The 22,571-nt window shown below is 35.5% G+C and carries 20 protein-coding genes and 2 pseudogenes; 3 read left to right on the plus strand and 19 right to left on the minus strand.

The features are described 5' to 3' along the window. Positions 1–43: 43 nt before the first annotated feature. Together V2W16_RS02685 and V2W16_RS02690 are read right to left on the minus strand one after the other, a co-directional pair. Entirely contained in the window at positions 44–1,342 is a 1,299-nt protein-coding gene (locus tag V2W16_RS02685; RefSeq protein WP_329381134.1) for a tyrosine-type recombinase/integrase, read from the minus strand. Between the two features lie 107 nt (positions 1,343–1,449). Beyond that, complete coding sequence (locus V2W16_RS02690) at positions 1,450–2,124, minus strand: helix-turn-helix domain-containing protein (protein WP_225363674.1); 675 nt, start codon at positions 2,122–2,124, stop codon at positions 1,450–1,452. A 172-nt stretch (positions 2,125–2,296) separates the two neighbouring features. On the opposite strand from V2W16_RS02690, the gene V2W16_RS02695 reads away from it, so the two are divergent. Further along, complete coding sequence (locus V2W16_RS02695) at positions 2,297–2,512, plus strand: helix-turn-helix domain-containing protein (protein ID WP_002586623.1); 216 nt, start codon at positions 2,297–2,299, stop codon at positions 2,510–2,512. A gap of 268 nt (positions 2,513–2,780) precedes the next feature. Then, positions 2,781–4,217 carry a MobA/MobL family protein gene (locus tag V2W16_RS02700; RefSeq protein ID WP_032534613.1) on the plus strand — a complete coding sequence of 479 codons (1,437 nt, stop codon included), beginning with the start codon at positions 2,781–2,783 and terminating at the stop codon, positions 4,215–4,217. Between the two features lie 50 nt (positions 4,218–4,267). On the opposite strand, the gene V2W16_RS02705 is transcribed toward V2W16_RS02700, so the two are convergent. The 3 genes and pseudogenes from V2W16_RS02705 to V2W16_RS11165 form a co-directional block, all read right to left on the minus strand. Next, positions 4,268–4,381 (minus strand): cysteine-rich KTR domain-containing protein, encoded by a 114-nt coding sequence (locus V2W16_RS02705; protein WP_228775907.1) that lies wholly within the window; start codon positions 4,379–4,381, stop codon positions 4,268–4,270. Between the two features lie 57 nt (positions 4,382–4,438). After that, positions 4,439–5,209 carry an ABC transporter permease subunit gene (locus V2W16_RS02710; RefSeq protein WP_005816193.1) on the minus strand — a complete coding sequence of 257 codons (771 nt, stop codon included), beginning with the start codon at positions 5,207–5,209 and terminating at the stop codon, positions 4,439–4,441. A gap of 286 nt (positions 5,210–5,495) precedes the next feature. Then, positions 5,496–5,718: pseudogene (locus tag V2W16_RS11165) on the minus strand (ATP-binding cassette domain-containing protein); the annotation flags it as partial. Between the two features lie 105 nt (positions 5,719–5,823). On the opposite strand from V2W16_RS11165, the gene V2W16_RS02720 reads away from it, so the two are divergent. Continuing rightward, entirely contained in the window at positions 5,824–6,246 is a 423-nt protein-coding gene (locus tag V2W16_RS02720; protein WP_005816189.1) for a helix-turn-helix domain-containing protein, read from the plus strand. Here the strand turns inward: V2W16_RS02720 and V2W16_RS02725 are convergent. The 14 genes and pseudogenes from V2W16_RS02725 to V2W16_RS02795 form a co-directional block, all read right to left on the minus strand. Beyond that, the gene (locus V2W16_RS02725; protein WP_005816187.1) at positions 6,226–6,651 is read right to left on the minus strand and encodes a helix-turn-helix transcriptional regulator; all 426 of its coding nucleotides are present in this window, start codon (positions 6,649–6,651) and stop codon (positions 6,226–6,228) included. The genes V2W16_RS02720 and V2W16_RS02725 overlap by 21 nt on opposite strands. A gap of 275 nt (positions 6,652–6,926) precedes the next feature. Further along, complete coding sequence (aph(3')-IIIa, locus tag V2W16_RS02730; protein ID WP_001096887.1) at positions 6,927–7,721, minus strand: aminoglycoside O-phosphotransferase APH(3')-IIIa; 795 nt, start codon at positions 7,719–7,721, stop codon at positions 6,927–6,929. Then, positions 7,709–7,873 carry a MerR family DNA-binding transcriptional regulator gene (locus tag V2W16_RS02735; RefSeq protein WP_329381162.1) on the minus strand — a complete coding sequence of 55 codons (165 nt, stop codon included), beginning with the start codon at positions 7,871–7,873 and terminating at the stop codon, positions 7,709–7,711. Before V2W16_RS02735 ends, aph(3')-IIIa begins: the two co-directional genes overlap by 13 nt. Before the next feature lie 324 nt (positions 7,874–8,197). Beyond that, positions 8,198–8,578 (minus strand): TnpV protein, encoded by a 381-nt coding sequence (locus V2W16_RS02740; RefSeq protein WP_005816155.1) that lies wholly within the window; start codon positions 8,576–8,578, stop codon positions 8,198–8,200. Between the two features lie 271 nt (positions 8,579–8,849). Beyond that, positions 8,850–9,278 (minus strand): GNAT family N-acetyltransferase, encoded by a 429-nt coding sequence (locus V2W16_RS02745; RefSeq protein ID WP_052776518.1) that lies wholly within the window; start codon positions 9,276–9,278, stop codon positions 8,850–8,852. 181 nt (positions 9,279–9,459) lie between these two features. Continuing rightward, positions 9,460–9,765 carry a TnpV protein gene (locus V2W16_RS02750; protein ID WP_004452870.1) on the minus strand — a complete coding sequence of 102 codons (306 nt, stop codon included), beginning with the start codon at positions 9,763–9,765 and terminating at the stop codon, positions 9,460–9,462. Next, complete coding sequence (locus V2W16_RS02755) at positions 9,762–11,882, minus strand: recombinase family protein (protein WP_044906486.1); 2,121 nt, start codon at positions 11,880–11,882, stop codon at positions 9,762–9,764. The genes V2W16_RS02750 and V2W16_RS02755 overlap by 4 nt, the downstream gene beginning before the upstream one ends. Positions 11,883–12,057: 175 nt before the next feature. Then, positions 12,058–15,249, minus strand: a pseudogene (locus V2W16_RS02760) (DEAD/DEAH box helicase family protein); the annotation flags it as partial. Positions 15,250–17,678: 2,429 nt separating this feature from the next. Next, on the minus strand, positions 17,679–18,020 hold the full coding sequence (locus V2W16_RS02770) for a hypothetical protein (RefSeq protein ID WP_329381175.1): 342 nt from the start codon (positions 18,018–18,020) through the stop codon (positions 17,679–17,681). Between the two features lie 12 nt (positions 18,021–18,032). After that, positions 18,033–18,227 (minus strand): dsRNA-binding motif domain-containing protein, encoded by a 195-nt coding sequence (locus V2W16_RS02775; RefSeq protein ID WP_211964709.1) that lies wholly within the window; start codon positions 18,225–18,227, stop codon positions 18,033–18,035. Beyond that, complete coding sequence (locus tag V2W16_RS02780) at positions 18,214–18,456, minus strand: hypothetical protein (RefSeq protein ID WP_211964711.1); 243 nt, start codon at positions 18,454–18,456, stop codon at positions 18,214–18,216. The genes V2W16_RS02775 and V2W16_RS02780 overlap by 14 nt, the downstream gene beginning before the upstream one ends. An 11-nt stretch (positions 18,457–18,467) precedes the next feature. Further along, positions 18,468–19,121 carry a sortase gene (locus tag V2W16_RS02785; RefSeq protein WP_329381180.1) on the minus strand — a complete coding sequence of 218 codons (654 nt, stop codon included), beginning with the start codon at positions 19,119–19,121 and terminating at the stop codon, positions 18,468–18,470. Then, entirely contained in the window at positions 19,099–21,867 is a 2,769-nt protein-coding gene (locus V2W16_RS02790; RefSeq protein ID WP_329381183.1) for a SpaA isopeptide-forming pilin-related protein, read from the minus strand. Before V2W16_RS02790 ends, V2W16_RS02785 begins: the two co-directional genes overlap by 23 nt. Before the next feature lie 64 nt (positions 21,868–21,931). Further along, positions 21,932–22,516, minus strand: coding sequence for a hypothetical protein (locus tag V2W16_RS02795; protein ID WP_329381186.1), 585 nt, complete (start codon positions 22,514–22,516; stop codon positions 21,932–21,934). Positions 22,517–22,571: the final 55 nt, after the last annotated feature.

Raw genomic sequence — 22,571 nt, forward strand, 5'->3', positions numbered from 1 at the left:
TGCCCTTGTTTTTGCCCTTACGAGCCGAAACAAGGGCAACTTTTTATTCCCCGCCGACCACCTTATCCAGCAGCCTTGCGGAAGTGCGCTTCGCTTCCCTTGTAGAGTGAGCGTAGATGTTCATTGTGGTACTGACATCGGAGTGTCCGAGAAGTTCCTGCACATCTTTCGGCTTTGCGCCGCCGGAAAGCAGATTGCTTGTGTAGGTGTGACGGAGCGTGTGGAAATGGAAATCTTCAAGCCCTTTCACTTTCTTCTTTGCCGCCCTGCACATAATCCCTACCGTACTCGGCGCTTCATACGCCCCGTCTGCTCTCAGGCAGACAAAGGAGATTTCCTTGTAATCCTCCGGGACTTCCTCTGTCCTTTGCAGGCTGTAAACCTCATAATAGGTGCGCCCTTTTTCCTTTACTTCTTTGTAGTAGTTCAGGTGATAAAACTCCCCGTAGCGGAAACGGTTTTTGCGCTGTTCTGTTCTCGCCGCCCGCAGGATTGCCGCCAGCGTGTCGCAGAAATCAACGGTGCGGACTTTGCTCCGTTTTGTCGTTCCCACTTCGGTTGTGTGCCTTGTTCCGTTATAGCGCATGCTTCGGCGTACCGTGAGATATTGTTCCTCAAGGTTAATATCCTGCCAAGTCAAGCCGCATACTTCCCCGATACGAAGCCCCGTGTAGTACGCTATCTGCACAGGCAGCAAGGCGGGATTATCTTTTGCCTTGAGAAATTCCTCCAGCTTTTGGAACTGTTCATGGGTGATAGTAGGAATACTGGAAGTATCTTCCTCACTGTCCGAGAAAATATCCGTTTCCTGCTTCCTGCCCCTCAGCTTCACATACTGCATAGGGTTAAAGGTAATCAGTTTTTTCGGGAAAACCGCAAAGCGGAAGGAATTTTGCAACACCGCCGAGAACAGGAGCATATATCCTTTGCTCATGGGCTTTGAAGTTGTCCCGTCCGGGTTTGTCCCACCGTAGCTCAGAAAATCAATGAACGCCTGCAAATGGTCGGCGGTCACGGTTTTCAGCTTGCGTTTGCCAATGGGATATTGCTTGATACGGTTGACCGTTCCCTGATAGGACATGACCGTCCCGTTGCTTAAGTAGCCGGGTTTCAGTTCTTCCTCTACCCACATATCCAGCATATCGCCTACCGTGATGTTTTCCGCTTTCCCGACAAACTGCTTTTCCTCATAGTCCGCTATCGCTTTGCGGAGCATGGCTTCTGTTTCCGCCTTGCTCTCTGTGCCTGCAAACTCTTTCTGCACTTTTCTGCCGCTTTCATCTTCAATATAAAAGCGTCCGTACCACTTTTTGCCTTTCTTTCTTACAGAACCTTTTGCCATAGATAAAAAACTCCTTTCTATCCGTGGCAATCGGGACTGTGACATATGGTGTGCGTAAAGTAATTGTGTCACTTCCGCCAGTGAAAGTCAACTGGCGTCTTTACTTGTCAAGGTGCCACGGAATTTTCTTTTTCGGAAAGCCTTTCTTCGGCTTCCTCCACTATCCCGAAAAGTGCGCCCATCGACATTCTTGTGCGCCCCTCATCGTGGATATGTAAAATCCCGTCTAAAAACCGTTTCATATCCTCAATCGGTACTTCCATCTTCTTGCGGTATACCTGTTCCATGATTGCCCCGGACTCTATGGCGTACCGTCCAAGAGACTCTTTCAGCCCTTTGTCCTCCGCCACACGGTCAACTTCCTCCATAGCATCAGCAAAGTAGCAGGTCATAACCGTATACAGGTCAACCATCTTGCCGAGAAATGTCGTGAGAAGCTGCTGGTGCGGCTCGCCCTTTACTGTATAGGAAACTGTGTCCAGATATTTCCTGATGTGTTCCTCAATATCCCGCTGGCAAAGAGTATAGGTGTCATATTCCTTATCATCGGAAAGACCTGTCAGCCATTCGGGAGTTGTGAGCAACGCTTCCGCAAGACCGTTGATAACCATTGTGCGCTTCGGATCAACTCCGTCCGCTTCATACCGCTGAATGGTGGATTTGTTCACGCCTACACGCCTGCCAAGTTCCGGCATGGTAATGTTTAACTCTGTGCGGCGTTCCTTAATCCTCCTACCGACCTGTTTTGCGGTGAATGTGGTTTCTTTTTTCAAGGTGTTCACCTCCTGACTGGTATCAGTATAACACGCCGATACTTATTTTGCAACCTTTATCTCAATGAAAGTTGTAAATAAACTATGAATGGTTGCAAAATAGGTTGACAAGAGATGGCAGAATAAGTATAATGATAAAACAGTAGTTGCAAAATGAGTATTCTAAAAGGAGGTTGATAGAATGAGCGCAGTCAAAATGGGACTTACCATAGAGGAAGCCGCAGAATGTACGGGTATCGGCAGGAACACCATGCGGAAGCTGGTGGAATGGGGAAAGCTGCCCGTCCTCAAAGTGGGGCGCAAGACCATTATCCGCAGGGACACGCTGGAACGGTTTCTGACGGTCAATCAGGGAAGAAATCTTCTGAAGCCCGATGATGTCCGCAGAGTGGAATGACCATCCATTCTCTTTTCGGAAAGTAACCCTAAGCCCTCGGCGTTTGAGAGCGAAATACACCCCTCGCACAAATCTTCGATTTGTACTCTGGGTATTTCGCCCTTGCAGGGGGCTATGTATCACAGCTTCGGACAATGCACCGCCGCTATGATACAGAAGAAAACAGCACACTGTTTTCTTCGCTGTCCGTCTGCTTACGCCGCCGAAACAGCGGCAACCGATTTCTCGGTTGCAAAAAGAGTATGCCCGTCACGGGAGGAAGGAGTATATGGCAAGACATTCATTTATACAGATGTCGAAGCTACCCAATGTCAAGGGAAGAATATCCTATATCACAAGCCACGCAAGACAGGAAAATCTCTATGCCACCTACCGCACCGCCGACAATGAATTTTGGAGTAACCTTGCAAGGGAAAGCCAGCAGGAATTTAAGCGAAGCGGTACAGAGGGCAAATGTATTGAAGCAAGGGAATTAATTATCGCCCTGCCTGAAGTATATATAAGATATGAGCCGCAGGAAGTCCTTGAAGATTTTACGGAGGAGTTCCACAGGCGGTATGGTGTGGAGTGCGTGTCAGCCCTCCACCACAACAAACGCAAGACAAACTATCATATCCACCTTATCTTCAGCGAAAGAAAACTGCTTCCTGAACCTGACATCAAGATAGCCACACGCAGCGTGTTCTATGATGAAACAGGCAAAAGGGTACGCACCAAGAAAGAAATCACAGGGGAGGACGGGCAGATACGAAAAGGCTGCACCGTCATAAAAAAGGGAGAAATTTATGAAAGCCACCTCTTTACCGTAAAAGATGATAAATTCAAAAGCGAGCCTTTTCTTCGGGAGGTAAAGGAGATTTACACCGACCTTATCAATCGCCATATTTCCGATCCCGAACAGCAGTTAAAGGTCTTTGATAAGAACAGCGTTTATCTTCCCACAAAGAAAATCGGCAAGAACAATCCCAAAGCCGCCGAGATTGAAGCGGATAACACTGCAAGGCAGGAATGGAACAGGACAGCGGATATGGCGTTGTTATCAGGTATTTCCGAAGCAAAGATTTTAGAAGTCAAGCAGACCGAGATACACGAAAAAGCAAGCCAATCCATCAAGAGTAAAGGTTGGCTGCCTAATCTGTTCCGTGGGATTGTGGCAAAGGCAAAAGATTTTCTGCAAAACCTTATTCGGGAGAAAGATATGCCACCCAAGCCTACGCTTGACATTGATATGGCAGAGTTTCGCCATATGAGAAACCTGATGATAAAAGTACAGGATAGGGCAAGGGAAATCAAAACCTTGCAGGATAAAGTTTTGCCGCAGTTGAAACAGCAGCTTGCCAATACAAAGGGAATTTTCAAAGGCAAAGAACGAAAAGCGTTGGAGGTAAAAATCAAAGAAACCGAAACGGAAATTGCCGACAGGCTGGATAAAATCCCCGATACGCTCAAAGAGGACGGTTATCCCGATGTGCAGGTATTTATGCGGACTTTCCGAGAAATGGAAAGCGTTGTGGAACAGTATAACCATGACCTTGCCCAGTGGGAATATCAAGTCAGCAGGAAACCAACAGCCACCGCTAAAGAACAGCACAGACCGCCTGAAAAGCAGAGCGTGTTAAAACATCTGCGTGAGATACAGGAACGCAACAAGCAGAAACCTACGCAAAAACAGCGTAAGAAATCCATTGATAGAGATAGCAGATAGGCATTAAAAAACCGCCGTTATGGCGTTACCCATAGCGGCGGCATACATAATTATTTACTGACTGCAAGCGTGATTTTCATATCTTGAACATTGATGATTGTTTCTTTCTTGCACTTCGGACAGTAGAGAGGAAAGTTTTTCATCTCAGTATTTTCTTGTATCATTGTTCAGGTTTTATTGCCGCAGACAGGACAAAGCATCCATATACTTCATACACATACTTAAAGCTGCCTCTTGTTTATAATCGGAATACTTACAGCAACGCATACTATACACAAGAAAACAGTGATAACTATAGCTTTTATATATGCGTCTATTTCCTCTACATCCATCAAAAGTGAGTTGGTATTCATCAATATAGTAGGAGAATACCACTTTGCTTTCGGTATGATACTCAATAAATATGCCAATAGTACTGTCCCTCCGATACACAAAGAAACGCCTGTGTTATTCTTCAACAATGATGAAAATAGAGTAATAAGGCATATAACCCACACGCCAAATATCCACCACATAGTTGCTGAAAAAAATAAGTTATTCGCAATACTGTTATCCCAAAAATACTCATTGTATCCATAAGTAATGGTAAAACATATCTCATATCCAACTGTCCAAATTGACAGCAACAGCACAGTTTTTGCAAGTACAACTTTATATCGTGACAAGCCTTTTGTCAGCACAAGTAATAATGTTCCAGATTTGTATTCTTTAGTAAATATATCGCTAAATATAAGTACAAAAGCAATCAGCGCAATCGGAATGTTCTTAAAAAATTGTGTCCATGAAGTCAAAGCATCCACTTGAACATTTGTGACAATCAACCCACTTTCTGCCATTGAGTCAGATAGCATTTTCATCATCCATGGTGTTAGCTTCGCAACCGCAGGACTCATAATACCGAACAGTACAAATAGTAATATAATAATCATAATTTTACCCGTTCGTGTAGCTTCCATATATTCTTTTCTCATAAGAGCTAACAGAGATTTCATTTTGTCACCTCCAAAAACAGAGTTTCAAGCGTAGGCTCTAATCGTTCAATTTTTTGTATAGGAATTCTGTTTTCAGAAATATATTGCATCATATCAAAAAAACGATTCTCGTTTCCCTGAAAAATAAGCGCATTTTCCTCTGCATGTTGAAGTTCATTAAATGCCTCTGCAAGCATATCAGCAACTTCTTTTTTCTCTATTTCAATAATAAATCCGTTAGATGATTGCTTGTTTCGTAGTTCTGCAATAGTTCCTTGCATAGCAATTTTTCCGTCATTCAAAAAAGCTACCTCAGTGCAGATACGCTCTACATCAGAAAGAATATGCGTGGAAAAAAGTATTGTCGTCTGTTCTTTGGCTGCAAGAAGTATATCCAAAATCTCCTTGCGCCCTGCTGGATCAAGTGCTGATGTCGGTTCATCGCAGATTAAAAGTTTTGGACGATTTAGGAGTGCTTGTGCAATTCCCAAGCGTTGTTTCATTCCTCTTGAAAATCCTTTTATGCGCCGTTTTTCCTGACCAAGACCAACTAGTATAAAATAAATTAAATTTCTGCTGTATATTTTAAGGATAATATGTGGTAAAATAGTGTTATCTAAGAAAGGATGAACACTATGAGAAAAACATATCTTCCTCTGTCAGATGAAGACAGGAATTACCTTAAATCATTATCCAAAAAGAGAACCATTCAGGCACAAATTGTGGATCGTGCCAGAATTCTTTTATATAAAGCGGATGGAATGACATACCAGGAAATTGCCGATAAACTTGCAATCAGCACCGCAACGGTACGCCTTTGTATTTCGAAGTTTCATAAAGGCGGTTTAGATGCTGCATTGTTTGATGTTCAGCGTTCTGGCCGTCCATCAGAAATCACGGATGACGCAAAGGCATGGATGATCAGTATTGCGTGTCAGAGACCGGCAGAACTCGGTTATGCGCAGGAATTATGGACATTGACTTCTCTTCACAAATACATTCAGAAACACGCAGAAGAAGCGGGATATCCAAGACTTTCAACCGTTACGAAACCTTAATGTATTTTTCTGTCCAGATGTGCTGTACACGTTAATACTGTTCTCCAACTCCTGTGCATAGTTTTTTTCACCATGCTTCAAAATAGATTTGATTTTATACATAGCTGAATCAAAATCCTTTATAAATGATTCATCTCCATGGCAATTTAAAAATTTCCCTGCTGTAATCAATGCACCCACTTCCGCCGCTGTAAACATTACCGGCGGAAGTAGGAAGCCCTCTACAAGAAAATATCCTTTTCCGGCCTCAGATCCAATTGGTATTCCGGCTTCTTCAAGTGTCCGGATATCTCTGTAAACTGTCCTTAAGCTTATATTAAATCGCTGTGCAATTTCTTTGGCAGGAATTATTTTTTTTGATTGCAGCTGAATAAGAATAGAGGTTACTCTGTTAATCCTGTTCAAATTTTATTCCTCCTCTGTGACTTCCATAAAAAGTATATCCTATGCGTTCTTAAGCTAGCTGCTGTTAGTGCTTCTCATTGCACCCTGGTTATAAAAGCCATACTCACAAACCTCTTCACCAAAACTCTTTACATCTCTAATATAGAACTCTATCTAGCGAACTTTTAGAAAAGATATAAAACATCAGAGTATGGACAGTTGCGGATGTACTTCAGAAAAGATTAGATGTCTAAAAAGCTTGTAGTTAAAGCTTTTTAGACATCTAAATCTAGGTACTAAAACAATTCATCCAGTAAAATATAATATTTTATTTTCTCCCAATCAGGCTTGATCCCCAGTAAGTCAAAAAATAGCTCGACATACTGTTCTTCCCCGATATCCTCCCTGATCGACCGGACGCAGAAGGCAATGTCATACCACTTGTCCGCCCTGCCGCTTCTCCCAAGATCAATAAAGCCACTTACTTTGCCATCTTTCACAAAGATGTTGCTGTCTCCCAGGTCGCCGTGGGAAAAGACAAGTTCCTCTTCGGGCTTTTCCGTCTTTAAAAAATCATACAGCTCGCGCGGATCTTTAAATGGAGTGTCTTCTTCCCAGTTTTCGCAATCCACATCGGCCAGATCGTTATTCAGTAAGTAATCCAATTCGGCTAAGCGGCTGTCTAAGCTATTCGTATAGGGACAATCCGATATGTCGATGGAGTGAAAGAGCCTGATGCACTCCGCATACAGCTCGATAATCTTTTCAGGGCTTTGTTCATCTTCATACTCTTCCGAGCAAAGGACGCCATCGGCCTCACTCATGAGCAGATTGCTCCAGCCATCATGCCGTTCAAAGTGCAGGACCTTTGGAACAGGCAGCTTTCCTTCCAGCCATAGCATCATGTCCTTTTCCCGTTCCACATCATAGGTGGTCCCTTTATACCGGCTGTCCGTCATTTTTAAATATAGGTTTTCATTTTCTCCCACCAGCTTATATACCTTAGCAGGAGACATTCCTTCCGTATCTTTTACGCAGCGGTATTTTTCGATCAGTTTTTTCAATTCCGGTGATATTCTCATTTTAGCCATTTATTATTTCCTTCCTCTTTTCTACAGTATTTAAAGATACCATTTTCTTTTAACTCGCTGGGTGTTAGAATGTTACGGGTATCATAATACTGTACCGTTCTGACAGATACACCGCAGAGCTTTGCAATTTCTCCAGTTGTATATTTTGACATAGCCTCCACCTCCTTTCATCACTATCTTATTTCATTACGCAGCGTCATAAGCAATATGTTACGCAGGGGGATTTTTACAAATTTCAAAATTTATTCATTTTCAGTTCTTCTAATCTGTTTTTGTTTGCTTTCAGCCTTCTGTGCAATATTTTTTGAATTTTTAAGAACAGGACACTCTCGAATTATATTCAAGTATAATACCCCTTATTGCAGATTATATATATTTTATTCGCTTAAACAAAGAATATCAACTTTGTAATACGACATCACTCAATACAATTTTACAAATAAAGGCGACAGAAAGAAATCTCTGCCGCCTTTGTTTTATGCGTAAATAATTTCTATATTGACGATTTCTCTTGCCCTTGCTTGTATCTCGTTCATTCTTCCAACCCACAACATCGAGTTTTCTGCTTTGAGTTGTTCGGTTACCCCCTCCTTGCCAGCCATTTGCTCGACCAATCGAAACATCATTTCCGCTGCCTGTTCGTCAATATCAGCAAGATAACGGTTCAATTTTCCGCTTGTGAGTAGCGTGGTGTAAACCGCCCGTTTATGTTCCTGTAAGTAGCGTTTGTGCCGCTGCCCCCATAAGCCGATAGGTTTGTGTTCTTTTTCGGTTGGTAAAGTAAGGCAAGGGATATAATAATCTCCCTGCAACTCATACCATAAACCATTCTTTTTATCAAAAATGTACTTGTCCATATAATTAATCCTCCAGTATAATATATTCGCACATACATCACAGTTCTCCGATTGCCACACTCTGTTATATCTTGTTATGAGATTTTCTTGCCCTTGATTTTGCCCTTATAAGCAGTCAGGGAAAGAGTAAACTTGTGTGAAATCATATAAAGGAATAAGGCGAACATATTGCGATAAATCCTTTATTTTCAAGGCTTTTGGAGAATTTTATTGATAACCTATGGAGAGCAATAATCATTCATAATTTTATAGTTTTCAAATTCCGATTTGACTATCTCTTAACTCGTTTTGATAAATGAAGTTCATTATCATCTACATATCCAAGTTTATTATATACAGTTTGTGCAACAAGATTTTCTTGTCCTGTTAGAAGTTCATATTGGTGAAGTGGATAATTCTTACTACAATAAGCCTCTGCAAAAGTAATCATCTCACTCGCTAAGCCTCTTTTTCTGTATGCTGGTTTAACATACACTTCTGTAATTTCAGGCATATATTCATCATAGCAGAACGATTTTTTAAGCTGAACACAAACAAATCCAACTAACATATCATCTTCATCAGCAACGATAACAACTTCCTGTTTATTATTCATAAGGGAATTTCTAATATTGTCTATGCTTGTTTCGCTCTCACCATTAAATTCATCATTTAAGATGTTTAATTGCTCTGCATCATTTACTGTTGCAATTCTTACCATAATTACACCTCATCAAATTCCGATTTATCTCGCTGATTTAGACGTATTGTACCATATTTTTGTGAATTTGTCAACTTAGCCACTTCGATTATACTCACGACTTAATAACTTCTTAAATACTTCCCGAAAAAGAAAAACTGCCATCCGTTAAGACAGCAGTTCCTTTTCGGCTGGTATGCTATTAGGAATACACAATATCGTTCAATACAATCTCATCTGCACAGGCTCGGATATTGTTCATCAATCCTATCCATTTCATCATATCCTTTCCTTTCAGTTCTTCCGTCACACCCTGCTTTCTTGCCATTTCCTTTATCAGATACTCCGCCATATCACACGCCGAAGTATCAATATCGGCAAGGTGTTCATATAACTTTCCGCTTGTAAGCAGATTGATATACAAGATTTTCCTGTGTTCCCTTAAATATCTTTCCCTCATTCTTCCGTATTTTGTGAGAGTGGGCGGTTCTTCGTTTTCTATCGTCAAGCAGGGATAGTAATAATCTCCGATGAGTTCGTACTGGATACCAGTTCTTTCGTCTGTAATAAATCGTTGCATCCTGATTTCTCCTTTTGCTTCTTGTGGTAAAATTCCAAAGATTTCTCGTTGTGATTTTGTTTTTGACATTCTTCGGAACAGAATTTCTGCTGACTGTGTGTAGGCCAGTAGGTACTGCCACACACAGCACAGACACGCTGACGATAATAATGATTTCCTTTTTCTGCTTCTCTGTCGGCTTTTGTCTTGTCCTGCCTTGCCTGATAGCAACAATCCTTTGAACAGAATATCTGTCGGTTGCTTGTAGGCACAAACTCCTTTTGACAATGGGGGCATACCTTTGCTTTTACGATTTCTCCACCGTTTTCAGCGAGTTTTTTCGCCTTTCGCTTCTCTCGGTAGGCTTTTTCACGCTCACGCTGTTTTGCCAATCGCTCCATTTCTATCTGTTCTTCCTGTGCCTTTATTTCAGCAAGTTCTTCTTCTGTATAGGCAATATCGACCTGCCCCACATAGTTGAAATAAATATCAACCTTTTGTGTCCTTGCTTTTCCCACACCCTCTGCTTCATAAACCACAATCTTGTCAATGAGTTCGGCAAACATCAAATCGGAAATTTCTGTCGGCTCTTTGCACTTGCGTATCAAAGAAATGAAATGCTTAATATCAACCGTATTCGCCTTTTCTTCGGTCAGTTCCTTTTGCATTTCCTCAATTTTCGTTTCCAGTTCAGCCTGCTCATTATCATACTGCTTCATTAGTTGCTTATACTGTCTTTCGGGCAGTAATCCCGAAACAAGATTTTCATACAGACCACGAATAAGTTTGGAAAGTTCATCGTATCGCTTCTGAAAACGGAGCAATTCCGATTTATTGTGCTTTGGCTTTTCTGTCTGCTTCTCATTCCACAACGCTTGAAGCTCCTTTGCAAAGGCTTCTTCGTCATTCAGGACAAATCTTGATAATCGTTTGACAGTCGATAATATCAAGGCTTCAACATTATCAGCACTAATCGAATGGGCAGTGCAGGAGTTTACTCTGCTTGCATATCCACCGCAGCGGTAAGAATACTGCACCGAACGGTCTTTTTTGCTGTAATGTGTTTGCAGGGTCATTCTTCTGCCACAATCCGCACAGTACAGATAACCGCTTAAACGGTTGCTATGCGTACCTTTTGCCGCTGTTCTGTTCGCTCGTTTCTTTCGCTTCTGAACGCTGTCCCAAAGTTCCTGCGAAATGATAGGCTCGTGCGTATGATAAAATACATACTGTTCATCTTCATCGGTATTCTTCCTTTTGTGCAGTTTGAAATTCGTGCTGACCGACTTACGCAAAACGGTATGACCAAGATATTCCTGTCTGCTTAAAATCCCTCTTATGGTTGACATTCCCCAAAGATACGGGTCTGAAAACTTCATTCCGTTATACTGCTCGGGGTGATATTCCTTTGCGTGTGCAGCCGGAATTAAAACCTTTTCTTCGGTAAGCAATTCAGCGATTGCTCTCGGACTTTTGCCCTCGTTGGCAAGCAAAAAGATACGCTTTACCACCTCAGAAGCCACAGGGTCAACGACAAGCGTTTGTTTGTCGGTTGCTAATCGGTTATATCCATAAGGAATTGAACCGCTGCAACGCTTTCCGTCTTTCATACGGGCATCAAACACAGCCTTGATTTTATTGCTTGTGTCTTTGGCGTACCACTCGTTCATAATATTCAAAAACGGGGCAAAGTCATTATCAGAAGCATTGTTGCTGTCGATACTGTTGTTTATTGCAAGAAAACGGACATCTTTCTGTGGGAACAGAACTTCCGTATAAAAACCGACTTGCAGATAGTTTCGCCCCAATCGGCTCATATCCTTAACAATAATCGTAGCAACATTTCCAGCTTCTACTTCCTTAATCAACTCTTGAAAACTCGGACGATTGAAATTCACACCCGAAAAACCATCGTCAGTAAAATGGCGAATATTCGTGAACCCATTTCTGCGAGCATAATCTTCCAAGTATTTCTTTTGGTTGGTGATGGAATTTGACTCACCATTAAGGTCATCATCTCTTGATAATCGCTCATAGAGTGCTGTAATCTTTGAAGTCCTTGACATTCTCTTATCCTCCTTTCCTTATGTAATCTGTTTTGGTATTAAAAGTATTACTCCCTCTACCAATAGGAGAAAATAGGGATACAAAGCGGAACTGTTTTTCAAAGAATCAAAAAAATATTTTTTGAAATTCCGCAACCGACTTTGATAACCTATTTTCAATTTAGGAACGCATTATTTATCGTCCTACTAAAGTATAGCCCTCTGGGCTTAATTCTATTGCAGTAACTGTTTCGCCAAATGTTGAAGCCCAAGCGTCAAATTGTTGCAAATGTCTTTTTTCTAATTCTCCATATTGTAAATATCTTTGCATAGTATATAACTCTACCATTGAATTAGAAACCGGTGTACCTGTTGCAAAAATTACTCCTTTTCCACCTGTAAGTTCATCTAAATATCTGCATTTCATAAATAAATCTGATGACTTTTGTGCTTCTGTTTGTGCAATACCTCCAACATTTCTCATCTTCGTATATAAGAAAAGATTTTTGTAATAATGTGCTTCATCTACAAATATTCTGTCAACACCTAATTCTTCAAAAGTAATGACATCATCTTTTCTTGAAGTATCATTTAATTTTGCAAGTTTTGTTTCTAAATTCTTTTTTGTTTTCTCCATTTGCTTAATAGAAAATCTTTCGCCATTACTATTTTTTAAATCTTGTATTCCAAATGTTATATCATCAATTTGTTTTTGAATTATAGCAATTTGTCGTTCTACTGACATTGGTATTTTTTCAAATTGAGAATGTGAAATAATGATGGCGTCATAATCTCCTGTTGCAATTCTTGAACAAAACTTTTTACGATTGGCAGTCTGGAAATCTTTTTTTGTTGTAACCAAAATATTTGCACTGGGATAGAGTTGTAAAAACTCTTGACCAAATTGTTCAACAATATGATTAGGAACTACAAATAAAGATTTATTACATAGTCCTAATCTTTTTGATTCCATTGCAGCAGCCACCATTTCAAATGTTTTACCTGCTCCAACTTCGTGAGCAAGTAAAGTATTTCCTCCATAAAGAATTCTTGCTATTGCATTTACCTGATGTTTTCTTAAAGTTATTTCTGGATTCATACCATCAAAAGTTATATGACTTCCATCATATTCACGAGGTCTAATAGAATTAAATCTTTCATTGTATGATTTAACTAATCGTTCTCTACGCTCTGGATCTTTCCATATCCATTCTTCAAAAGCAAGTTTAATTTGTTCCTGCTTTGCTTGGGCTATAGCCGTTTCTTTTTTATTTAATTCTGCAACTTTTTTTCCGTTTTCATCTTCATAATAATCATATATTCTAGTATCTTTTAAGTTCAAACTATCTTCAATAATTTTATAAGCATTTGCTCTACTTGTTCCATAAGTATTAGTGGCTTTTACATTGTATCTATCATAACTTTTCCCATCTATATACCATTCAGAAGTAGATTCCATATAATGGACATTTATATTTCTACTTGCATAATAACTAGGATTTAAAAGATATTCTATAAAAACTTTTATATCTTCTGGTGGTATCCAAGTTGAGCCTAACCTTACACTAATTTCACTTGCACTTAAATCTTTTGGTTGAACTTCTTTAAGATACTTTACATTAATATTAAACCTATCATCAGTTTCTGCAAATTTTTCTGCTATTCTTAATTTTTCTCTTACATTTCCAGAAAGGTACTCATCTGCTGTCACCCAATGATTAGACTCTCCATATTCAGGAACATTAAATATTTCGCCTTCTAATTCTTTAAGCATTTCATCCATATTCTTATTACAAAGTTGTTGCATAAATTCTATATCAACTCTTGCTTTTTCAGAAAGTGAAACAATTAAAGCGTCGTTAGAATTATCTACTGATGTTATTTCTGTTTTAGGTTTAATTGTTCTTTTAGTAAACATATCTGCTTTTCTTGCAAGATTACCATTTTCATCTAAAATTTCAAGAGAGCATAATAGATAATAACTTGAATCATTAGAAAAAGCAGAGTTATTTCCTCTGCTATTGATTAATCCATATTTCTTTGTAAAAGTATCATATAAACGATTTAATTTAATCTGCTCTCTCTTTATATCTTCATCTGGATAGTCTTCTGTCTGATTCTCCAAAAGAGTTCTCACACAGTCCCTTATTTCAATAAGACCTTTTACTCTATTTTCAGTTGTCATAGCAAGTTCTTGTGGATACATTCTACTATTCTCTCTGAAATAAATTTTATCATCAATTAAGGTATATGAGAAGTTTCTAACAGTTAAATCTGCTTCAATAGAATTATCTTCTTCGCCTATATCATCTAGTTCATATTCCTTAACTTCAGCGTGAATATTTGAAGTTGCTTCATTAAGTTTTTCTTCTAAATTTAAGCCATCAGATATACAAGCAGAATCATAACCAAACCTAGTAGAAATCATTTCCATATTTCCCATTATCATTTCTGGATTATCAATGAAATATTGATTCATCTTAATTCCATTTTCATTTTCTCCTAAATATACCCAGTCTGGCTCTATATCAGTTATTGAATCTCTTTTTTGTAAGAATATAATATCTGATGTGACTTCTGTACCTGCATTTGCTTTAAAAGTATTATTAGGTAGTCTTATTGCTCCTAACAGGTCTGCTCTTTGTGCAATATATCTTCTTAGACTTGGATTTTCTTTATCTAGTGTACCTTTAGAAGTTATAAATGCAATAACTCCACCTGGTCTTACTTTATCAAGTGTTTTAGCAAAGAAATAATCGTGAATTAAAAAATTGTTTTTATCATATTTTTTATCTAATACTTTAAAATCTCCAAATGGAACATTTCCTATTGCAACATCAAAAAAAGAATTAGGAAGATTAGTATCTTCATATCCTTGTACTGCAACAGAAGATTTTTGATATAGTTGTCTTGCTATTCTTCCACTTATTGAATCAAGTTCAACACCATATAACTTACAATCTTTTAATGATTCTGGAATCATTCCTATAAAGTTTCCTATTCCACAACTAGGCTCTAATATATTACCGGTTTTAAGCCCCATATTCTCTAACGCTTTATACATAGACCTAATTACTATTGGGGGTGTATAAAATGCCGTTAAAGTTGATTCTCGTGCTTGTGAATACTCTGTTTCATCAAGTAAGTTCTTTAAAATATGATATTCATTACTCCAAGAAGAATCCATATCATCAAATGCTTGTGAAAGACCTCCCCATCCAACATATTTAGATAGTATTTCTTGTTCTTCTGGAGTAGCAAATCTATCTTCTTCTTCGCATTTTTTTAAAATCTTAATTGCATCAACATTATTATTAAATTTCTCTCTTGGAGTACCTTCTCCTAATCTATCATCAGATATTCTAAACTGACTACGATTGACAGTAGGTATTTCTGGGTGTATATCAAAACTTCTTATTCTATTACTTTTTTTCTTTTCAAATTCTGGAACAATTATTTCTTCTTTTTCTATATTTTCTTCAATAAACGTTTCTTTTTGTTCCTTTTTCGTATGTTCTTCAGCATTATTTTCTTCTTGTTTTTGCTTTTGAATTTCACTTATTTTAACTTTAAGATGGTCATTAGCAGGATTTTCTTTAACTTTTTTGTCAAAGTCTTCTTTTGACATTTCACGATTAAATAATGGGTATTGGTAATCATATAGAACTATATTAGAAATCCCAATATTTAGTATTTCATATTCATCTGCTCCAATATAAACCTTATCCCCTAAATGATATTGATACTCGTATTCTTCTTCAGTTTGTTCTAATAAAATGTTGTCTGCAAGGTTTTTACTTGCCTCTATAAACTCTCTTTCTTGTTCTTCTTTTTCAAGCCAATTAGGATATTCTTCTAATTCTTTTTTATTTAAGTATCTATCTTCGTGAATAAGCGTTTTTATTCTATTGGCAATATAATTCCACTTAAATAATTGTTCTTTAGCACTAGCATCAAAATAACCACGATTAAAACGCATTCCTTTTGCATCATAACTAACACCTATACCAGATCCTTTTACAGTATGAGTTGCTCCTCCCATACCATAAGAATTTTTAAGATAATTTATACTTTCTTCTGCTGATAAACTTTTTTGAAATACCTCATAAGTTCTGTACTTTGTTTCGGTATGTTGTTCAGTTAAATATTTATCTATAAATTCTTGAGTAAATTCTAAATCTGATACCATCTTTTCACTATTGTCATCAATAAAACTTAATTGGTCTGTTATACTTGGCAAAGGCTCAATTCTATCATTTAACTGATTTAGCAATATCATTGAATCATAATGATAAGTTAAATCTTCCCAACTTACTAAAGTTTCTGTATCTCTTGATAAAAAATTACCTTTCCAAAATAAAATACCGTTGTCAAAAGTTTTATAACCATACATCTGGTCATCAACTATAACACCGGTATAATCTGAATTAAACATTTCTTTAAGAAATTCTGCTCTTTTACTAATATCTTTCTCATTAGCAAAATAATCTTTTATTTCTTTGTTTGATTTTCTTATATGTGGGGTTGTACTTAATATTTGATTTATCTTTTCTTCTACTACAACATAAGGATGATGTTCTGTTGCATTATAAACATTTAAGCGTAAATCAATTCGTTCATTACTATCTCCTCTGCTGACAACTTCAAGTTGTTCATCATTTGTACCCACTTCATTTGGTCTTGTTGTTTCAAACTCTCTGTTATATTCTCTTTGGCTTTCATCTCTGATACTATTTGTTCTATCCTCTCCATTGCTGTTTGTTGAATATGCATTAAATGTTGTGGAAGTTGATTGCTCATTAGTAGAGTTGTGTATAGAGATTTCTTGTTCTCTTTCAAGTATCTTAACCTCATCATTGCGTATTTGCCCTCCACTTGAATCTTGTTTTCCGGTACTGTTAAGTTCGGTATCTCGTAATCCCCTTGACGTGTGTAAGTTATATTCATTATTATTCCTCCTTTCAATAGTATTTCTGCTTTCGCTTATATCATAAGATAAATTACTGTCTATATCAAATGTGCGAATTTTATTTATTTCATTAATTCGCAGATTTTTAATAGTATTATATATTTCACGAAGTCCCATTTCGGATATTTCACTTGTTGCTACACCAATTCTCGTTATTGTATCAAAACTATCAAAATTTAATAAATCACTAAAATCGCTACTTGTAAAATATTCATTTGGATTTAATCCACATCTTTTAATTATTGAAAATGCAATACTATTTTCTAATGCCTTTTGAAATAATACTTTTATATTTTCATTATCTAATGATTCAAGAGAACTATTTTCTTTATAGAATATTAAATCATCTAAATAATCTTGTATATTATCTTCAACAATTATTTTTGATACCGACTTAATTGCAAGTCCCAGAGAACTTTTATCAGCAAGTTCTCCGTACTTATTTTCTAATGACTCAATAATATCTAATTCATAAGGTTTTGAAACTGACCATAATCTAAAACTTTTACCAAGTTTACTATTGGTATCTGCAATATCAAATACATATCTTAAATTAGTATAACCATTTTCTTCAGACAAAAGAGCAATTCCTTTTGCACCACGATTAACCCATCTACCAACTTGTTTATTCCAAGCCTCTATTTTTGCACAGGCTATTGCCGTAGGTTTTTGTGCATAAATTAAAACTTGATCATTGAAAGGATATTTGTAGTTCATTGCAGCACATTCCAAAAAAGACATCCAATCTTCAGGAGAACTGCTTATTTTAGTTAAAGTTTCTCCATAAAGGTCTGTAATTAGTCTTAATTTACTTGCCATATTACACCTCCTATTCTAAATTAGACTATTTATTCATTTGCCATTTTTTCTTCTTTTATTTTTTCTCTTACTTGCATCAATACATCAAAGTAATTTGTTTCAACAGAAATCATATCCTCTATTCCATAAAATAAAATATAAAATAAATCTACTATTTCATTGTTATAAAGTCTAATATCTACTTTTGTTTCCTCATTTTCATTTTTTATTGGAACACTATATCTTAACAATTTTTCTTTTAATTTTGCTGATTTTTTTGAATAAAGTTCATTATCAGAATTTATTATATTTTCCAATATCTCATTAAGTTTATTAAACTCATTTATGTTTAGTTTTATTTTAATTGGTGGTATTCTTTTTGAATAAGCCATATCATTTTCCTCCTATCTTTCCATATCTTTATCTTGTTTTACCCTTTGATTTAAAACTATATTATTTCTATATTGTCCTATTGCCTCTTTTACAGAAGTATTTTTCAATATATCATCTACTTTTGCTTGGGCTTCTTTTCTATTTTTTGCCTCCACTTCAAAAGTAATAGTTCCATTTATATCTACATCTATTTCAAATTTTTTCATTCTTATCATTTCCTTTCTCTTTATAACCACTTAAAAAAGCGATTATTTGCTTATTTTTAATAGACCTTTTAAACTCTATTATTATCATCATCTCTGATGAAGTAAGATTGTTTATTTTTTCTAAATCTTCTAATTGCATTGCTAATATCTTTTTTTCAGTATTAAACCCTGCACCAAATAATTTATCCAATGTTTTAGTTATTTGATTAAGATAATTTTTTGTTTCCATTGTATAACCTCCTATATTTTTTCAACTAATTCACAAATGATTACAATTTGTTTATTAGTATTGTGACGACAAGTAATAAGAGTCAAAGTATTCTTTTGAGCGTTTCTTAAAATTTCTACTGTACCTGTTTTTTCTACATCATAAGTATTAACCATTCTGTATTTGTACTCATAACCATTGTAAAAAATACTAACTATATTATCTATTTCTAATTTATTTAAGTTCTTAAAGAAAGCATTTTTTCCATTACCACTATGTGCTGCTAATATTACATTCCCATTTTCTTCATCTGGCATATCAGATTCATCAAGTATCTTAATATTTTTATTAACATTATTATAGTAACTGTCTTTACTAACTAATCCCTTTTCTAAACCAATGCTTGGTATTTTTAAGACAGCAATATAATCTAATGGTGTTGTACTTTTTACTTCTTCTTTTTCAATATTTGTTTCTTCTTCCTTTTCGGAAGATATATTATTGTTTATTTCTTCTTGTTCTTCATAAAATTCTACTAATGCAATATTTTCTAAATTATCTGACCTTATATCAAAATATATTTTTCCAATTATTACACCTAAACCCAATAAGATAAGTAAAGAGCCAACTATTAAAAGTTGACTCTTTTTATCTTTGTTCTTATTATTTTCTTTTCTTTTTAACATAATAAGCAACAACTCCTATTCCACTTATAATTAAAATTCCTCCAATTAGTTCAATAATATGATAATCATTTATTCCTGTATTAGGAACTTCTACCACTACTTTTTCATTTTCCATAGTTGCTTTAACGATTTCTCCATCTTCTCTTATTTCAAAATACATTCTTTCTTCATTAAGAATATATCCTTCAGGTGCTTCCTTTTCTAAAATATAGTAACGACCATATCTCATATCTTTAACAATTATCATACCTTGTTCATTTGTTCTTCCTGAAAATACTAATTCATCTTTATCGTTATAGATTTCAATTAAAGTATTAGGTAGAGGAGTTCCAGTAGATAAATCAATTTTCGTAAATTCTAGAGTTCCTGTAATTGGCTTATTTTTCATTTCTGCTTTTACTACTTCACCATTTTCTTTTATTTCAAAAGATACTTTTTCATCTGTAATTAAATAGCCTGTCGCACTTTCTTTCTCTAAAATATAATATTTTTTACCTGCTACTAAATTTTTAATAATTATCATACCTTGTTCATCAGTTGTTCCTGTAAAAATTAGTTCGTTTGTATCTTCTGTATAAACTTCAATAGTTGTGTTTGGAATAGGTTCTCCATTAACTAAATCAGTTTTTGTAAACTCTAAATCGCCTTTTTTTAATTCATTCTTTAATTGTAAAGTTTCTGACACAATAGCAGTTTTATTGTCTATTTCAGTTAATTCAACAAAATGTTCTGTTGTATCTATAACATAATTATCTAATGTTTTAGTTTCTTTTATTAAATACTTTCCAAGATAAAGATCTGTAAATATTGCTATGCCATCTTCTCCTGTTTCAATAGATTTAATAAATTCACCTTTTTTATAATGGGTTACTCCATCTAATGTTGTAATATCTTCGTTAGCGTAAATTGAAAATTCTACACCACTTAATTTAACATCTTTGTAAGTGAATTTTCCATTTTCAATAGTAAATGCTTCTCCTGTTTTTTCAATTACAACTTCACCCATTATTTTATCATTAGCAAATTCTATTTCTATATATTTACCATATTCATCATCTTCAATAATTGAACTATTTTCATCAATTCTAAAAATAACACCATCTTGATTTAATAAATATCCATCAGGACTTGTTAATTCTTCAATTTTATAAGTTCCACTCATTAAAGGATAAGGAGTGATAAATACACCATTTTCATCTGTTTTAAATTCACATATTTCCTCTTTGTTTGGATATGTTACTTTTTGACATACATATTCATCTGTATCAACATTTTTAATTTTAAATGTTACATTTTGAAATGGTATAACTCTTCCAGATTCAGAATCTGTCTTTACTAATTTTAATTTTGCAGTAATTGGGGCATTTGATAATGAATATCTTATGGTTTGTGGTGAATTCCCATTAACAACTATTTTAAAATCCTTAACTTTTTCGTGACCTTCTGTTGTGTTCAACTGTTTTACTGTATAAGTTCCATATACAAGGTTTATTTTTGAATAACCTTGTTCATCAGTCTTAACTGTTGTAACGTGATTACCCTTACTATCATAAATACCAAACTCTATTCCAACTTCTGGTTTTAGAATTCCAGTTTCTGCACTTGCATAATATTTATTTATTTCTACATCTCTTTTGATAATTTGTTCATAGACATTTATAGATGGGTGTAAATCATCAACTGTAATTTCAAAATAATATTTATTTGTATCTAATTCATACCCTGTGCTTGGACTAATTTCTTTCAAATAAAAAGTTCCAATATCGGGTAAAATTGGACTTGTAACTTTTCCCTCACTATTAGTTGTTACCTTTTCAACTAACTCATCATTTAAATTATAAATTCCATATACTGCCCCCTCTAAAGTAGCCTCTACACCTTGTGGCTCATTTGTTTGAGTGTCATTATCATTTTTATTTACTGTCACATCTCCACCTTTTGTGTCAATTTTAACAGAAACAACTACTGGATCTGAAAATCTAAAATAACCCATTTTTTGTGAATTAACTCCATTACCTGTATATACGATAGTTGTATAATTATCATAGTGTTTTCTTACAACATTTAAAGTTTGAACTCCTACTTTTAAAGGTGTTACATAAATATTATTACCTTCTATTCTTACTGATAAATTATCAGAACTATACACTTCATATTCGCTTAAAACATTATTTGAATCTGTGATTTTAATTTCTTTTCCTATTATTGCATCTTGTGTAGTTCCATTAAAACTTGGCTTATTATAATGAGTATTTACTAATCTCATAATTTCATTTTTTTCTGCATCAATATTAATATAATCTCCCCAACCAGAGGCTTCAGTCCAAAACTCTACAATTTGTCCACCTGTTGTTTCCCAGATTAATGCTTGGGCAGCCATCCTATATCTTAATGTTTGGTGTCCTGGATAATCATATCCATAATGACCTATTAATTCAATTTTTTTACTTATTTCAGCACTATAAGGAGAGGCTTGAAGACCATCATATCCTAAATAACTGGTAGTAGTTATATCTATTCCTGGCTCTATACAATAAACTACTTTTCCGTCCATTGAATATGTTTCATATTGTGCTGACATATATGGTTTTCCTCCACCTCTTCTTGTGTACCATACATCTGGAACTTTTGGGTGAGATAAAGTTCCACTTGAAGCAGCATTAACTATTGTTGGAATAGCAAATGCAAATACTTCAAATAAGGTCAGTGCAATTAATAACACTGATACTATTTTTTTCTTTTTCATTTTTATCATTTCCTTTCTAAAAATTAAAAAAACAACCTTTTACGGTTGCTTTTATCAAAATAAATTATTCCATTGGATTTGTATAATCAATATGCAACTTATAACCTAAAACTTTACCTTTATAAATTACCTCTTGACAACTAAATCCTAAAATATTAACTGTGTCCGAAAATGCCTTTTCAAACCCTGCCTTTTGACATTCATCATAAGTAGCATATTCAACTTGTTTTTTTAACTTTTCTAATTCTTCATCTATCAGTGGTGGTTGTTCTTCTTTAGGCACTTCATTTGTTGTAGATTCTTGTTTTTCTTCTTGAACTTGATTTTTTTCATCATTTTGTTCTGCTTTAACAGGTTGGTTACTTTCATTTTTTTGAATATTAGAATTTTTTTCTTGTGTCTTTTCTTGAATAGTTTCATTACTTTCACCAGTATTTTCCTCTATTTCATCAATGATTTCACTTGTTTCTGTTTCTTGCTCTTTTTCAACATTCTTTTCATCATCAAGTTCCTGATTTTCTTCTACTACAACATCATTTACTATGTCTTTCTTTTCTACTTTTTCAATAAAATCGTTGAAAAGAAAAGATATTCCAACACTACTCAAAATAAGAATTATACTGACTGAAAAAAGTATTTTCTTGCCCATATCTATCACTCCTTTAGTGATATTATAATCTAAACTTTTTAATCTTGCACTTCTA

The sequence above is a fragment of the Anaerofustis butyriciformans genome (genome assembly GCF_036289385.1).
Taxonomy (GTDB): domain Bacteria; phylum Bacillota; class Clostridia; order Eubacteriales; family Anaerofustaceae; genus Anaerofustis; species Anaerofustis butyriciformans.

Excerpts from the sequence above, each read along its gene's own strand:
- V2W16_RS02685 (WP_329381134.1), bottom strand. The coding sequence starts at position 1,342 with ATGGCAAAAGGTTCTGTAAGAAAGAAAGGCAAAAAGTGGTACGGACGC.
- V2W16_RS02695 (WP_002586623.1), top strand. The coding sequence starts at position 2,297 with ATGAGCGCAGTCAAAATGGGACTTACCATAGAGGAAGCCGCAGAATGT.
- V2W16_RS02700 (WP_032534613.1), top strand. The coding sequence starts at position 2,781 with ATGGCAAGACATTCATTTATACAGATGTCGAAGCTACCCAATGTCAAG.
- V2W16_RS02705 (WP_228775907.1), bottom strand. The coding sequence starts at position 4,381 with ATGATACAAGAAAATACTGAGATGAAAAACTTTCCTCTCTACTGTCCG.
- V2W16_RS02710 (WP_005816193.1), bottom strand. The coding sequence starts at position 5,209 with ATGAAATCTCTGTTAGCTCTTATGAGAAAAGAATATATGGAAGCTACA.
- V2W16_RS02720 (WP_005816189.1), top strand. The coding sequence starts at position 5,824 with ATGAGAAAAACATATCTTCCTCTGTCAGATGAAGACAGGAATTACCTT.
- V2W16_RS02735 (WP_329381162.1), bottom strand. The coding sequence starts at position 7,873 with ATGTCAAAATATACAACTGGAGAAATTGCAAAGCTCTGCGGTGTATCT.
- V2W16_RS02740 (WP_005816155.1), bottom strand. The coding sequence starts at position 8,578 with ATGGACAAGTACATTTTTGATAAAAAGAATGGTTTATGGTATGAGTTG.
- V2W16_RS02745 (WP_052776518.1), bottom strand. The coding sequence starts at position 9,278 with ATGGTAAGAATTGCAACAGTAAATGATGCAGAGCAATTAAACATCTTA.
- V2W16_RS02755 (WP_044906486.1), bottom strand. The coding sequence starts at position 11,882 with ATGTCAAGGACTTCAAAGATTACAGCACTCTATGAGCGATTATCAAGA.
- V2W16_RS02770 (WP_329381175.1), bottom strand. The coding sequence starts at position 18,020 with ATGGCTTATTCAAAAAGAATACCACCAATTAAAATAAAACTAAACATA.
- V2W16_RS02775 (WP_211964709.1), bottom strand. The coding sequence starts at position 18,227 with ATGAAAAAATTTGAAATAGATGTAGATATAAATGGAACTATTACTTTT.
- V2W16_RS02780 (WP_211964711.1), bottom strand. The coding sequence starts at position 18,456 with ATGGAAACAAAAAATTATCTTAATCAAATAACTAAAACATTGGATAAA.
- V2W16_RS02785 (WP_329381180.1), bottom strand. The coding sequence starts at position 19,121 with ATGTTAAAAAGAAAAGAAAATAATAAGAACAAAGATAAAAAGAGTCAA.
- V2W16_RS02790 (WP_329381183.1), bottom strand. The coding sequence starts at position 21,867 with ATGAAAAAGAAAAAAATAGTATCAGTGTTATTAATTGCACTGACCTTA.
- V2W16_RS02795 (WP_329381186.1), bottom strand. The coding sequence starts at position 22,516 with ATGGGCAAGAAAATACTTTTTTCAGTCAGTATAATTCTTATTTTGAGT.